Origin of the sequence: Tepidibacillus sp. HK-1 (assembly GCF_001748485.2) — a bacterium.
GTDB classification, from domain to species: domain Bacteria; phylum Bacillota; class Bacilli; order Tepidibacillales; family Tepidibacillaceae; genus Tepidibacillus_B; species Tepidibacillus_B infernus.
On the sequence record NZ_BDGM02000034.1, the window covers coordinates 1 to 14,567 of the forward strand.

The window sequence follows — 14,567 nt, forward strand, 5'->3', positions numbered from 1 at the left end:
TCAGCTGAGATACATGGCAGAGCAAGACCTTGTCGGATTAGAGGCAAAACGGAGATACTCAAAACCGCCGACAAGTGACTTACAAAAAACTTAACTTTTTTGTGTCCAAGATATTGACTCAAGTCCAGTTTAAAACAATCCCCAATTTAAATTCATTCATTTAAATTCTTAAAAAGAAAAACCTCACACCTATTATGGTATCATTACCATAAAATGGTGTGAGGTTTTTCTGATCACAACAAAAACATAGCAAAAATAGTGGTGACCACTAAACCAATTACGACTGGAACTAGGTTTCGTCGTGCTAATTCGAAGGGGTCAACCCCAGTAATGGCAGCTGCAGGGATTAATGCCCATGGTATCAGCGTTCCACCACCAACCCAGATCCCAGCAATTTGACCAAGAGCAGTTAAAGTAGCTGTGCTGACATCTACAGCTGAACCAAACAATTGTGCAACTGATCCTGCTAAGGAAATGCCAGAAAAACCAGATCCATCTAAACCAGTGATCGAACCAACAATGGTTAAAGTAATCGCCGCAATCTCTTTTGTTAATGGGACTACACTAGCAAGTGCCACTCCTAAATCGTTTACAATCCCTTGTGAACCTTCAGGCAGAGCATGTTCTCCCAAAATACTAAGAATCCCTGAATCTCCTAGATAGAAGAATGCGGCGATAGGGATAACAGGGCCAAAGACTTTAAAACCAAATTGAAAACCCTCAACTAAGTATTCCGTTATTTTTGACATTCGTTCCTTTTTATGAAAGAGTAGACTTGTCACGATCAAGATCGTAATCGCTGTTCCTCCAACTAAGGCTGTCGCATCACCACCAGTAAGGTCAAGCATAAACATACCGATCACATCAAGTAAAAAAAGAATGGGGATTAAAATGGAAAAGGTTTTTTTCAATCTACGAATTTTTGGCGATAATTCAATTGTTTTCTTAGGTTCTTCTAATTCAACGAGCTGTGAGGAGTGTACATGTAAAGTCCCTTTTTTTAAATCTCTTCTTAAAAAATAGAAAGCAGTTACAGTTGTTACAAGTCCCATCACAATGACTAGAGGGACACTAGCTGAAACAACTTCTCCTACAGGAATTCCTGCTGCTCCTGCCGTAATGGCTGGGGCGCCTTGAATAATAAAATCACCCGATAAAGAGATCCCATGACCAAACAGGTTCATCGCCATGGCAACACCTAATGCAGGCAACCCCACTCTTATGGCTACTGGAAGTAAAACTGCACCAATGAGAGCAACAGCAGGGGAAGGCCAAAAAAACCAAGAGATGATCATCATCACAATACCAATCACCCAATAAGCGATCGATGGTGTTTTAATTAAATGGGTAACAGGGCGAATCATCAATTCATTGATACCCGAAGTAGTTAGGACTTTACTCATCGCTACAATTATACTAATAATTAAGATGGTACTTAGTAGTTCTTTGATCGCAAAAATCAAACCATTAAATACGGATTGAACTGAATCAGGCAAGGATTTTGTAACAAGCAATCCGATGATAAAAATGCCTAAGATACTGACTAACGTCGTATCCTTTTTCATAATCATCACACCGATGATCAATAGGATAAAGAGGAGATAGACCCAATGAATCGCTAATAATTGTATTTCCATAATTACCCTCCTTACTAGGCAATCGCCTTACTCATACCATATGCAGTGGGAGAAAGATTGGTGTGATACATAGAATATGTCCTTTTGATTCAAGCTAAAAGAATAGGTGTTAAAGCGAGGTGGAAAAATTGAGCATCCATCCTGAAAGACCACTCATTATCCAAAGTGATCGTTCGATGTTTGTAGAAGTTCAAAATCCGATGTATGATCAAGTCAGGGAAAAAATTACACTGTTTGCCGAACTCGTGAAAAGTCCAGAATACATTCATACTTATCGGATGACGCCGCTATCTTTATGGAATGCAGCGGCAAGTGGTATTACAGCTGAGCAAATCTTAGAAAGTTTACATCAATATAGCAAATTCCAGGTTCCTTCCCACATCGAAACGGAGATACGAGAATATATCAGCCGTTTTGGATTGCTCTCTTTTGAAAAAATAAATGGGAGATTGGTATGCAAGACGAAAGATCCTGAAATTTTAAAGGAAATCATGGCTTACCGTTCTTTAAAAAACTACTTTTTAGAGGAAATCGATCATTTTACTGTTGTGATAGATGAGTCTGCTAGAGGTGTATTGAAGCAAGAGCTGATCAAATTAGGTTATCCCGTTCAGGATTTAGCGGGATATCAGCAAGGAGAGCATTTGCCTATTGCTTTATTACCACAGACGCTGTCAGGAAGACCATTTCAATTACGAGAGTATCAGAAGCAGGCGATTGATTCGTTTTATGCAAGTGGATCGATTTATGGAGGCAGTGGGGTTTTAGTATTACCCTGTGGTTCAGGGAAAACCATTATTGGTATAGGAATCATGGCCGAAATTAAAAGTGAAACCTTAATTTTGACGACAAATACCACTTCGGTTCGGCAATGGATACGTGAGATTTTAGATAAAACAAGTCTTACGGAAGAACAAGTGGGGGAGTATAGTGGGAATCTAAAGGAAGTAAAGCCGGTTACAGTGGCCACTTATCAAATCCTAACGCACCGTTCCTCAGGTCAGAGTGAATTTACACATATGGGGTTATTTCAACAAAGAAATTGGGGTTTGATTATTTACGATGAGGTACATCTCTTACCTGCTCCTGTTTTTCGGTTTACCGCAAATATTCAGGCCAAAAGAAGAGTAGGGTTGACAGCTACACTGGTTCGAGAAGATCAGAAGGAAGAGGAAGTCTTTTCTCTCATAGGCCCTAAGAAATATGATGTTCCATGGTTACAAATGGAAAACGAAGGATGGATCGCAGAAGCCCTTTGTACAGAGATTCGTTTACCCTTGTCCAAGGAATGGAAAGAAGAATATCTTATAGCACCAAAAAGACAAAGGTATCGAATTGCTTCCACTAATCCTTTAAAAATAGAAGGGTTAAAGAAAATTTTAAACAAACATCAAGGCGATTCCATTCTCATCATCGGACAATATCTTGATCAATTAGAGAATATTGCTAGAGAATTACAGGTTCCTTTTATTACGGGTAAAGTTAAGCAGGATGAACGGGAAGTCATCTATCAGCGTTTTAAAAATGGAGAGATCAAAATTTTAGTCGTTTCTAAGGTAGCAAATTTTGCTATTGATCTTCCTGATGCAAAAGTTGCGATTCAAGTCTCAGGTACCTTTGGTTCAAGGCAAGAAGAGGCTCAACGTCTAGGTAGAATCTTAAGACCAAAACAGGAAGGGAATCAAGCCTATTTCTATACATTGGTTAGCGATCAAACCATCGATCAGGAATATGCGATGAAACGGCAACTCTTTTTAATTGAACAGGGGTATCAATATAAAATTGAAGAGCATGATTTGCTATAAGTGAGGGGGAAGATTTTATGCAGCTAAGATCTTATCTTGAACAATTGTCACCTTCCACATTAAAAAAAATCATTGAAGAACATCAAATCAAAGTTAATAGCAATCAACCTAATCAAATGGTCGAACAATTGATTGAGCTTTTTTCAAATTCTGATGCATTAAGAGAAATCTTTGAAAAAATGACGAATTTAGAAAAAGAGGTCTTAAGCTATTTTATCGTTCAGATTCCTAACCAAATCTTTCCTTATCGAAAATTAGATAAATTAAGAGGAACATTAACTAGAAATGAGTTCGAATATGGATTAATCAAATTACGTAGAAAAGGAATTCTATACACCATAAGAAAATCCTGGGGAGAAGTGGCCTATACGATCCCCGAACAGCTTTTTTTGCAATGGCACCGATTTTTATTTTTTCAAAACTTTGATCAACAATCCGAAGAGCAAACCCCTTATACTTTAGAGCCTAGTCCAAAAGGAGATTTGGAAGAAGATCTTTTTCAATTTTTAACTTATATCCAAACAGAATCGGTTCCACTCACGCAAAGAGGAACGGTACATAAACGCCATTTGGCCAAGCTGTCACAACACTTTGGGATGGATGAAACTTTGTTAAGCAAATTTCCAATGAATCGAGATGATCTCTATGAATACCCTGTTTTTTTACAGCTTTTATTAGTAATTGCAGAAACGATGGATTTGATCGAAAAAACAGATCAATTAGTTGGGACAGATAAAATAGAAAAATGGTTTACATTGACTCAAGGGGAAAGAAGAGGATTGTTGGAACAACTGATTCGGATGCAGTTTAAATCAAGCGATATCTTTCTACAGCATTTATTTTTTATGCTTTTTCATTTTCCAGAAGGACGCTGGTATTCTTTCACGTCGATTTTTCATAGGTTAGCTAAACGTTTAAACCGACCTGTAAGTGAGGAGTTTGTTATTCGAGCAGAACAAGAAATATTAAAACCATTATATGCTTTTGGTTGGATTGAATTAGGAAAAGATACAGATGGAAACTGGCTATTTAAATGGCTTCCTAAAGAAAAAGAGGAATTAGCTCAAATCTATGTGCAACCCAATTATGAACTTTTAGTGCCCAAAAATTTTCCTTATCGATTAAGAGCTCAATTAGAGCAATTTGCTGTTTTGGAACAAATAGACCAAATGAACCGCTATCGTTTAACAAAAGATTCGATTTTAAAAGGATTAGAAAAACAAAAGTCAATTGAAGACATTTTAGCTTTCTTGGAAAGGTTGAGTATGATCCCGATTGGGGACCATTTCAAACAAACTCTCCTTGATTGGGGCAAAAATTATGGAACCATTTCATTTTTAGACGTTCGAATCATGGTATGCCAATCTGAAGAAATCGCAAATACTTTAAAGTCGCAACAACGCTTTAAAGAATGGATCATTGGCGAGATTTCGCCAACCCATTTAATCATCAAAAGAGAACGATTTGACTTTCTTTTACAGAACCTTCAACAGGCTGGATTTAATCCAAATAAACAGATATGGACTGAGGATAGGGTATTGATGGGTCAAGAGATAGAAGAAGAAGAGGAGACTCCTTTTGAAGTGTTAAGAAACAAGGATTATCGAATCGAAAATGTATTTCCCTCCTTTCCATTCCATATATAGTTAGTCATCCTTTCATAGTGCAAACCATCATCTCATGTTATAATAAGGATGGAGGGATTGATATGAATTTAGATACCGATGTGATTCTCCAAACTTATGATTTGGCAGATATGATTAATCGGTCAAAAGAAGTGATGGAGTATCTTCAATATAAACAAGCATTAGAAAAAGATCCAGAAGTGATTGCGCTGAAGAAAAAACTTCAAAAAGAAAAAGAAAGTTTTGCAGAGGTTCAACGCTTTGGCCGCTTTCATCCAAGCTACCATGAAGTAAAACAAAGAATCGATCAGGTATTAACTGAGCTTGACCAACTTGAAACAGTAAAGCAGTTTAAAAAAGCTGAAGAGAACCTAGATCAATTGTTTTACCTCATATCTCGAACGATTGCTCATTCTATTTCAAAATCGATCAAAGTACCTAGAAATGGTGATGCATTGTTAGGTGGTTCTTGTAGTACTGGAAGCTGCAGTTCTTGTGGATTAAGTGGTGTCTGTGCGATTTAACTTTTTTTAATTCTTGCATCAATGTTAAAGAAATGGTAGTATGTCTTTAAGTTTTGTTATACGTTTTCAAAGGAGACGATGACATGTTTCCAAAAAGAGTTGGACTCATTGTATGGATAAATGATTTTAAAGCAGCAAGAAATTTAGAAAGAATTGGACATATCCATTTTATTTCTAAAAGAATGAACTATTGTATTTTATATGTGAATGAAAAAGACATGGATAAAACAATGGCATATTTGCAAAAATTATCGTTTGTGAAAAAGGTAGAACGTTCGTATCGAACTGAGATTAAAACGGATTACTCTTCCAAAACGGTAATGGAATAATGAAATATTGGATTAAAAGACGAGATGATATCTTGTTTCCTTTTTTAGGATAAAAGGGAATAAGATATTTTTTTTCTTAAAAAACCATTTCACTGTCTTTAAATTTCGTTTTACGAAATATATAATAAAGAAGATTAGATTCAGAGAGAGAAGGGACAACATATGGAGTTATGGCGGAGAAATTTATATATCCTTTGGGGGGCGGTTTTTTTATTGATGGCAGCAATGAGCTCCATTATGCCGTTCTTACCGTTGTTTATTCATCAAGAAATGGGGATTGAATCCGAAAGTCAAGTAGCATTATGGGCAGGGTTGATATTTGGGGCCAATTTTTTAACTGCATTTCTTTTTTCACCGTTATGGGGAAGATTAGCTGATAAATATGGGCGTAAAATTATGATTCTTCGTTCAGGATTTGGAATGGCTATTGTTATTTCTCTCATGGGGTTAGCTACAAATGTCTATCATTTGTTATTTTTACGTTTACTAAATGGAGTAATTGCAGGATTTAACCCTGCTGCAATCGCCTTAGTTGCCACGAATTCTCCTAAGGAAAAAGTAGGATATGCTATGGGAACATTGCGTTCTGGAGCTGTTGCTGGTTCGATTATAGGTCCATTTTTAGGTGGGATTTTGGCTGATTATATTGGTTATCGGCATGTTTTCTTTTATACTGGCTTGTTTATTTTAATCGCAACATTTATTGTCATGTTTTTGGTTAAAGAGGAATTTACTCCAAGAGAAAAACAAGAAACAGGTAGTTTTGTTAGTGATTTCAAGTTAATTGTAGCAACCCAACCATTGATTCAACTATTTGTAGTTGCCTTTATGATTCAGTTTGCGGTATTAAATGTGAATCCAATCTTATCGCTATTTGTTCAGAAATTAGAACCACCTGGTGGAAAAGTCTCGTTTTTCGCAGGATTGGTTGCTGCTACGGCTGGTTTTGCTGAGATGATAGCTGCCCCAAGATTAGGGGTGTTAGGTGATAAGATCGGGCACCAGAAGGTTCTGATTTATTCTATTATCGGTGCAGCTCTACTTTTCATTCCTCAAGGATTTTCTACAAATATTTGGCAATTAATTATTTGGAGGTTCTTACTTGGGCTAACAATAGGTGGTTTACTACCATCTGTCAATTCGTTAACCCATCGTTTCGCACCAAAAGGGATGGAAAGTACTGCCTTTGGATATAGCAATAGTGCAACTTTTCTTGGGAATATGATTGGACCAATTTCAGGCGGTTTTCTAGCGGGGTATATAGGGTTAAATGGAGTCTTTTTTGTAACTGCACTTTTGTTATTGCTTAATGGAATCTGGGCGCAATGGGCATTGAATAAAAAGATAAAATCATTAGCTAATTCGTAGTAGATATCTTACTTGCCTAAGTCTATCATTTCATAAAAATAATTCTTCTATAAAGGGTTTTAAGACTGGATTTGTATTTTCAGAGGAGTAGACTAGATAATAGTCAATTTTAATATTTAATGATTCAACCTTAAGTAATTTGATATGTTCCAAGGAATGGCTCATATTTTTTAGGGTATCACACATAAAGGAAACTCCCTTTCCTGATTCAACTAATGATTTCATCGTCCCTACATTATTTGTCTCGCCGATAATATGTAGCTTATTCATTTGAATTCCTTGTTGGATAAGTGCCTTTTCAACAGTTTGTCGGAAACCTGTATTTTCATCAGGTAAGATCATTTCAATTTCATATAGCTCATGTAATGGTAAAACGTCAATGTTTTGCCATTTTTTTTGGTTAGGAACGGCTAAATAAACTGGTTCGGTAGAAATGATCTGGGAATGAAAAGGAGAATCTGAAGGAATAGCACCTTCAACAAGTGCAACATCAATGGAATGCTCCTCAAGTTCTTTAAATAGATTGGCACGATCGTAGGTGATAATTTTCATTTCGACTATGGGATACTTATCCATAAAGCTCCATATTTTACAAGGAAGGAAATAACTGCCAATCATTGATTCTGTACCAATCATCAGTTTTTCCTTATTAGGTTGTTTAGTAGGATGAATCGTTTCGACCATTTGATGGTAGGTATGAAGGATTTCTTGTGCATATTGAAAAACGGTTTGACCTTCTTCTGTCAATGAAACACCATAAGGAGAACGCTCAAATAAAGAGGTATTAAGTTCTTCTTCCAACAAATGAATTTTGTTACTGACTGCTGGTTGTGAAAGATGTAACAATTTTGAAGCTTTTGATAAGCTCTTCAATTGGGCAACCAGTAGAAATACTTCCAGATTAGATATTTGCATAGAATACCCCCCATTTTTAACATAAAAGCTAGACAATATATTCTAACAAGTCAGAATTTAATATTATTTTAGCATATTCTAAGATTTTGTTATAGGGGGTATTAAAATGTTTAATTTCCACTAATAAGGGATTTAAACATACAATTAAAGTGAGCAATTCATAATTTCATACATGATTTTTCTATAAATAAAGAATAGAAGGGGAGTGGGATTTTATTTTTTTACAATTTTATGTTCAATTCTTCACAAATTTTCAAGAATTATTCATCATTTTCAAAAAATCTTCACAACTTATCTAAATCTTCAAAACACAAGGAGGGGAACTTATGTTACAAGTATCGCGGAGAACATTCTTAAAAGCCTCTGCTGCAACAACAGCCTTAGCCTCATTGGGGGCTATTGAATTTCAAAGCTGGCAAACCCTTTATGCAAATGAAAAAGAAAATATAACGATCACACCATCCTTTTGTAATGCATGCTCAAGTAAATGCGGGATGCTTGTTCATGTAAAAAATGGTATAGTATGGAAAGTATCTGGTCAACCTGACCATCCTTTTGGAAAAGGGAAAATTTGTGCAAGAGGTCATGGGCTGGCTAGCATTCCTTATTCACCTGATCGTTTAACACAACCGATGAAAAAAATAGCAGAAGGCAAATTTGAACCGATTACTTGGGAACAGGCTTACAAAGAGATTGGAACAAAATTAAAACAAATTATTGAAAAAAATGGCCCAGGGTCTTTTGTATTCATCAATGACCCACGACCAACGGGGAAGTTTTACGGCCACCGTTTTTTAAATGCAGTAGGTTCATCTAATTATTTTGGCCATGAAACGGTATGCTCTAATGCTCGAGATACAGGATTTATTCATACCATTGGAGGAGTACCAGGTGGCGATGTAGCAAATTCGAAATATATTATGTTTATTGGCCGGAGTTATGGTGACGGAGTAAGACCTGCTTCTGTACAGGCACTGGTTAAGGCAAAAGAAAGCGGCGCTCACGTTGTCATTGTTGATCCTCGCTTGAATAATACGGGACCACTTGCCGATGAATGGTTGGCCATTCGCCCAGGTACGGATTTGGCATTGGTACTGGCTATGTCTAATGTATTAGTAACAGAAGAACTTTATGATAAGGATTTTATTTCAAACTATTCGATTGGTTTTGAAGAATATAAAAACACGATCATGGAATATACACCAAAATGGGCAGAGAAAATAACAGGAATACCAAAAGAGACCATTATTCGAATTGCAAGGGATATGGCAAAGGTCAAGCCGAAAGCAATGATTGAGCAATCTTGGCGTGGCGCTTTTGGTTCTACATATGCGAATAGTGCTGAGACAGGTCGTGCGGTTGCTTTATTTAATGCCTTATTAGGGAATATTCAACAAAAAGGTGGCTATATCTTTGGAAAAACTCCTAAGTTAGGCAAATTGGATGAGTCCATCCATCCAGAACCACCTGAAGCAACGATTCCAAGGGTAGATGCAGAATACCCATTAGTTTCACATCATACTGGCGTTGCTTCTATCATCCCTCAAAAAGCAAAAGAGGGCATCGTAAAAGCAGCGCTGATTATTCAGACTAATCCTGTTCGTAATTATGCAAACCCTAAATATATGACTGAAGGATTGAAAAATTTAGAATTAATGGTGGTTATTGATATTCAAATGTCTGAAACCGCCTCAATTGCTGATTATGTCCTACCAGAACCGACTTATTTAGAACGAGATGACGTGATTGAAGTTACTCCTGGCGTTAAACCAGCAATCTCTATACGTCAGAAAGTAATTGAAAAGGTTCATGCAAAAACAGTACCTGCCGATCGCATTTTTACAGAAATCGCAAAGGAAATGGGCTTAGGTGATTACTTTAATTTCTCTGTAGATCAATTAAATCAAGCGATGATTGCTCCTTTAGGAATTTCCTTATCAGAATTAAAGAAAAAAGGAACGATTATTATCGATGATCCTGTTGAAATAGGGGTTGTACCTAAACTCAAAACTACATCTGGAAAAGTAGAATTTTATAATGAAAGTTTCAAGAAAGCAGGTTTTTCTCCTGTTGTAAAATGGATGGAAACATTGGTGAAACCTGATACGGACTCTTTCCGCCTAATCACAGGTAAACAAAGTTATCATTCTCATGTTTTTACAGCGAACATTCCCTATCTAATACAAATTACAAAAGATTATAACTCAGAACGTCTTTGGATCAATCGAAGTCGGGCTAACCAAATGGGCTTAAAAGATGGAGATTTAGTGGAGGTCATTTCTGAGCTTACAACAAGTAAAATTAGAATTAAAGTGACGGATCGGCTTCATCCAGAATGCGTTTTCGTTCCATCGGGATATGGGAACTTCTCAACATATCTAACCTATGCAAATGGTGTTGGTTTTAGCTACTTGGATCACCTTCCTTTTCATATGGATCCAATTGGTGGAACTCCAATGATTCATGAAAATATCGTAAAAATTAGAAAGGTGGGAATCTAAATGACTCGCTATGGAATGTTAATTGATACAACAAAATGCGTCGAGTGTTTTGGTTGCCGAGTGGCCTGCCAAATGCAAAACGGATTACCACCAGAAGAAGCATTCATCAAGTTTTATGAACAAGAGGAAGGGGTCTATCCTAACGTCTCTTTCTATGCTGTTCCTGTTCAATGCCAGCATTGTGAAAATCCGCCATGTATGCATAATTGTCCTACAGGAGCAACTTATCAAACCAAAGATGGCATCGTATTAGTCGATGAGAATAAATGTATTGGTTGTAAATATTGCGTCGTTTCCTGCCCTTATCAAGCAAGAGTCCCCAATCATGAAACAGGTGTAGTGGAGAAGTGTCGTTTCTGTGCAGAAGAAGTGGCAGCAGGCAATCAACCGATTTGCGTCAACACCTGTGTTGGAAATGCGAGAATCTTTGGCGATCTTGATGATCCTAATAGTGAAATCTCAAAAGAAATTATTGCAAGAAAAGCAAAACCATTAAGAGAAGATTTAGGAACAAAACCAAAAATCTATTATGTGAGGTGATCCATATGGTTTGGGGAATGATGATTGCATGGTACCTATTCTTAGCAGGGGTAAGTGCGGGCGCTTATCTTACCTCTCATATCGTGAGTAGGAAGTTTCCTTTTGCTACAACGATTCAAAAGACAGGATATATTTTAGCGCCAATTCTATTAGCGATAGGACTATTGTTGCTTGTTTTTGATGCCGAAGCAGGTTTACACCATCCATTGAGATTTATCTACCTATTAGTCAATTTTCCTAATTCGATGATGACCAATGGTACCTATATCATTTCAGTCTTTTTGCTGATTACAGCTTATCAAGCTTTGATGGTCTATTTGAAGAAACAAGTGAATGTTTGGATTGAACGACTTGGCGTTTTATTTGCGATTGGAACAGCCGGTTATACAGGATTACTGATTGGTGTAGTTAAAGCGGTTCCATTGTGGAATACTTCTGTTTTACCTGTTTTATTTATGGTTTCCGCATTCTCAACGGGAATCGCTGCTACCGTGTTGTTTGCGACATTAGCTGATCGTAAAGCGTGTTACAACATGCAATGGTTAAAGAAAACTCACTTTTCTTTGATGGGTTTGGAGTTGATTCTAATCTTCTTCATGCTTTATGTAACAAGTGCAGCTAATGAAGCCGCTTATCAATCTGTTCAGGCTTTAATCGTTGGAGAGTATGCTCTTATGTTTTGGTTAGGGATTATCACCATTGGATTATTGGTTCCAATGGTGATCGAAGGAGTTGAACTATTCCACTTCCATGCTTCAACAAAGCCTCAAAACTTACAAGTTTCTGCAGCATCATCGTTAACAGGACCTAGCTTATTACCGGCTTTAATCACAGAAGGCTTTGTACTCATCGGTGGCTTTATCCTACGTTATATCGTATTAGCCGCTGCCTTGACGATATCCTTGTTTTAGCTTTATATCGTGACGGTAAGAAAGTATAACTTTCTTCTATTTGTCATTTAAGGTTTGTATATTCCATAAGCTGTGATCTTCAGTAGTGCCCTTCTTTCCGTAATCTTTATTCATAGAAGGGCACGGATGACGGAGCGCGATGGTATACAAACCTTTTTTTTATGTATAGTGCTTGACAAAACTAATAGCAATAAGTTTCGTATAATATAATAGGATAAAAAATACAGAAGAGGAGAACTAGCAATGATGAAAAAACAAAAGAAATGGATTCCAATCTTTCTTGCACAAATCATATTTCTCTTGGTAGTCATAAGTACCCCGCTCTCGACTCAAGCAGCAGATCAAGTTACCTACTATCCTCCATATCCTCAGGGAACAATTGGTATTAACCAACCAGAAATAGGTTGGACGATTTTTCTCGGTGATAATCAGCTGGAAAAAGTAGAGTTCACCCTAAATGGAGCAGCGATTCCAGTAACTTATGATGAAGAACGTCACACCTTTTATGCCAAGCCGTCAAAACCATTAACAGGGAGTAACACAGTAAAGGCAACCATTCATTTAAAAGGTTGGGCTAACACAATCGAAAAAACATGGACCTTCACCGTTTCAAAAGCAAGCTTAAGTTCTTTACCTTTGCCAAACCAAGAACAATTATCTGCGATTAATTTGGCTAATGATTATCGTTATATTCTAGGGATTCCCTTATATGAATGGGATCGTTCACTAAATATGGCTGCACAAAAGCATGCTGAATATCAGGACAGACTAAATGTTTTTGGCCACTATCAAAAGGAAGGGACTTCTGGATTCTTTGGTGAGACAGTTGCAGATCGTGCTTCTTATTACGGATTTTATGGAGATACGTCTGAAGATATAAGTTATCAAAGTAATCCATCGATTCAAGAGGCGATTGATGGGCTTTTTGATGCCCCTTACCATCGTATTCCATTTCTTAATCCATCTTACCAATACTACGGTTATGGAAAAGCGGGTTACTTTCATGTGATAAATTTTGGTGGTCAAATTAAGTCAAGTTTAACTTGGGTCGCTTATCCAGGACAAAACCAAAAGGATGTACCCATTGCATGGAATAATTATGAAACCCCAAATCCGTTGCGCTTTTATTCTAATGCTCCGAAAAAAGTAGGTTATCCAATTATGATAGGGGTATATGGCAGTCAAGTCGAAAACGTAAGGTTAAAGTCAGCAATAATATTGGATGAGGAAAATCATGAGGTCCCCATCTATGTGAATTCGCCAAAAAACACAGGAGGTAATGATGAACATTTACAAAATGAAGTGATTCTCATTCCAAAATCACCTTTGGCATTAGATAAAAAATATAAGGTGAGTGTCATATTGGAAGTCAAGCAAAATCAGTTAGTAAAGTCCTATGACCAAACTTGGACGTTTCAAACAGAAAAGATTGCTGGAAAAGGAAAGGATACCCTACATCAACAAGTAAATTATCCCCCATTTTCAGATCAGATGGAGGAAATTCATTTTCGACTAGGAGAACGCTTTGTTCAAGTCGATAATGCTCAATATCCGATAGATGCCATTCCCTATGTTCAAAATAACCGAACCATGGTCCCGTTTAAGGTTTTAGGCAATAGTTTGGGGGCAAAAGTAGATTGGAATGAGCAAACAAAAACAGTTTTTTATCAAAAGGGCAATCTTACCATTGAATTGCCAATCAATACCTTGCAGGTTAAAGTGAATGGAAAAACCTTATTATTAGACCAAGGAGCAATTACAAAAGATGGAAGGAGTTATGTTCCCATTCGGTTTATCAGTGAACAATTAGGGGCTTATGTAGATTGGGATGATGAAAAACAGCAAGTCACCATCAAGCCATAAAGTCAACTACAAAAGAAACGTTAAAGTTGTCCCTTTTTTAATTTCCCTCCGAAAGAAGTCTCCCACTTCTAAACGTGAAGGTGTGCCAGCACCAGTGAAAGTGGGAGATGAATTTCGGTTAGGCGTAGCCTAAAGTTGTCTTTTTTTGCTATGATATAATTAGTCTTATATAAATGAAAGGCTGATATATCAATGAAATTAGACTGGGTGAAAATTACAATATTTCCTTAGTAGAATGGAATCACGATATTGAGAAGCTTTTGCTTACTCACAACGGGTGGTGCGCCCATTGAAGTGAGGTGATTCGATATGGCAAACAAAGCATATAAGTTCCGTCTGTACCCAACACAAGAACAAGAGCAATTTCTTGCGAAAACCTTCGGTTGCGTTCGTTTCGTCTACAATAAAATGTTGGCTGAACGAAAGGAAACATATGAGAAGTTCAAGGACGACAAAGAAGCCTTGAAAAAGCAAAAATTCCCGACTCCTGCCAAGTACAAAAAGGAGTTTGCATGGCTCAAAGAAGTCGATAGCCTTGCGTTGGCAAAC

Annotated in this window: 12 protein-coding genes; 10 read left to right on the forward strand and 2 right to left on the reverse strand. The window is 37.1% G+C overall.

Annotated elements, in window-relative coordinates; all coding sequences use genetic code 11:
- Window positions 1-233: 233 nt before the first annotated feature.
- A complete protein-coding gene (locus tag BEN26_RS13095; protein WP_069798652.1) occupies window positions 234-1,637 on the reverse strand; it encodes a hypothetical protein in 1,404 nt (467 codons plus the stop codon).
- A gap of 128 nt (window positions 1,638-1,765) precedes the next feature.
- Between BEN26_RS13095 and BEN26_RS13100 the strand changes: the two genes are divergently transcribed.
- The 5 genes from BEN26_RS13100 to BEN26_RS13120 all read left to right on the forward strand — a co-directional run bounded on the left by BEN26_RS13100 (window position 1,766) and on the right by BEN26_RS13120 (window position 7,288).
- On the forward strand, window positions 1,766-3,442 hold the full coding sequence (locus BEN26_RS13100; RefSeq protein ID WP_069798650.1) for a DNA repair helicase XPB: 1,677 nt from the start codon (window positions 1,766-1,768) through the stop codon (window positions 3,440-3,442).
- 17 nt (window positions 3,443-3,459) lie between these two features.
- Window positions 3,460-5,088 carry a helicase-associated domain-containing protein gene (locus BEN26_RS13105; RefSeq protein ID WP_069798648.1) on the forward strand — a complete coding sequence of 543 codons (1,629 nt, stop codon included), beginning with the start codon at window positions 3,460-3,462 and terminating at the stop codon, window positions 5,086-5,088.
- A 62-nt stretch (window positions 5,089-5,150) separates the two neighbouring features.
- Entirely contained in the window at window positions 5,151-5,591 is a 441-nt protein-coding gene (locus BEN26_RS13110) for a YlbF/YmcA family competence regulator (RefSeq protein ID WP_069798646.1), read from the forward strand.
- Between the two features lie 83 nt (window positions 5,592-5,674).
- Window positions 5,675-5,920 (forward strand): YlbG family protein, encoded by a 246-nt coding sequence (locus BEN26_RS13115; RefSeq protein ID WP_069798644.1) that lies wholly within the window; start codon window positions 5,675-5,677, stop codon window positions 5,918-5,920.
- A gap of 162 nt (window positions 5,921-6,082) precedes the next feature.
- Window positions 6,083-7,288 carry an MFS transporter gene (locus tag BEN26_RS13120; RefSeq protein ID WP_068725031.1) on the forward strand — a complete coding sequence of 402 codons (1,206 nt, stop codon included), beginning with the start codon at window positions 6,083-6,085 and terminating at the stop codon, window positions 7,286-7,288.
- A gap of 30 nt (window positions 7,289-7,318) precedes the next feature.
- Here the strand turns inward: BEN26_RS13120 and BEN26_RS13125 are convergent, their stop codons facing one another.
- The gene (locus tag BEN26_RS13125; protein WP_069798642.1) at window positions 7,319-8,203 is read right to left on the reverse strand and encodes a LysR family transcriptional regulator; all 885 of its coding nucleotides are present in this window, start codon (window positions 8,201-8,203) and stop codon (window positions 7,319-7,321) included.
- Between the two features lie 326 nt (window positions 8,204-8,529).
- Here BEN26_RS13125 and BEN26_RS13130 point away from each other — a divergent pair, with 326 nt between their 5' ends.
- The 5 genes from BEN26_RS13130 to BEN26_RS13150 form a co-directional block, all read left to right on the forward strand.
- Complete coding sequence (locus tag BEN26_RS13130) at window positions 8,530-10,704, forward strand: molybdopterin-containing oxidoreductase family protein (RefSeq protein ID WP_069798640.1); 2,175 nt, start codon at window positions 8,530-8,532, stop codon at window positions 10,702-10,704.
- Window positions 10,705-11,244 (forward strand): 4Fe-4S dicluster domain-containing protein, encoded by a 540-nt coding sequence (locus BEN26_RS13135; RefSeq protein WP_068725024.1) that lies wholly within the window; start codon window positions 10,705-10,707, stop codon window positions 11,242-11,244.
- A 5-nt stretch (window positions 11,245-11,249) separates the two neighbouring features.
- Window positions 11,250-12,155, forward strand: a complete 906-nt coding sequence (gene nrfD, locus BEN26_RS13140; protein WP_068725021.1) for an NrfD/PsrC family molybdoenzyme membrane anchor subunit — start codon at window positions 11,250-11,252, stop codon at window positions 12,153-12,155.
- A gap of 243 nt (window positions 12,156-12,398) precedes the next feature.
- Window positions 12,399-14,018, forward strand: coding sequence for a stalk domain-containing protein (locus BEN26_RS13145; RefSeq protein ID WP_069798638.1), 1,620 nt, complete (start codon window positions 12,399-12,401; stop codon window positions 14,016-14,018).
- Window positions 14,019-14,327: 309 nt separating this feature from the next.
- Window positions 14,328-14,567 (forward strand): helix-turn-helix domain-containing protein (locus BEN26_RS13150; RefSeq protein ID WP_181482175.1); only part of this gene is annotated, 240 nt, incomplete at its 3' end.